This is a genomic window from Pseudonocardia sp. SID8383, assembly GCF_009864975.1.
Lineage (GTDB): Bacteria > Actinomycetota > Actinomycetes > Mycobacteriales > Pseudonocardiaceae > Pseudonocardia > Pseudonocardia alni.
Window position 1 is genome coordinate 1 of record NZ_WWFY01000069.1, and the last position, 265, is coordinate 265.

General features: G+C 76.6%; 1 pseudogene. It reads right to left on the reverse strand.

Annotated features, from left to right (window positions below):
* Positions 1-265 (reverse strand): annotated as a pseudogene (locus tag GTW08_RS01600) (MFS transporter); the annotation flags it as partial.

Here is a 265-nt window from a genome sequence, read left to right on the forward strand (position 1 = left end):
GGCGCGGCCCCAGGCCGGGCACCAGCGAGGTGCCGCGGCGCACCAGCGCGGCCTGCAGTGCGAACACCGCCACCACCCCGGTCACGATCACGAACCCGGTCCGGAAGGTGTCGTGCGGGGCGAGCACCCCGATCGCGCCGCCCAGCACCCAGGCCAGCTGCAGGACCGTCTCCGACCGCCCGAACGCGGACGCCCGCGCGTCCTCGGGCAGGTCGCGCTGCACCACCGCGTCGAGGCAGACCTTCGCCAGCGCGCTCGCCGTCGA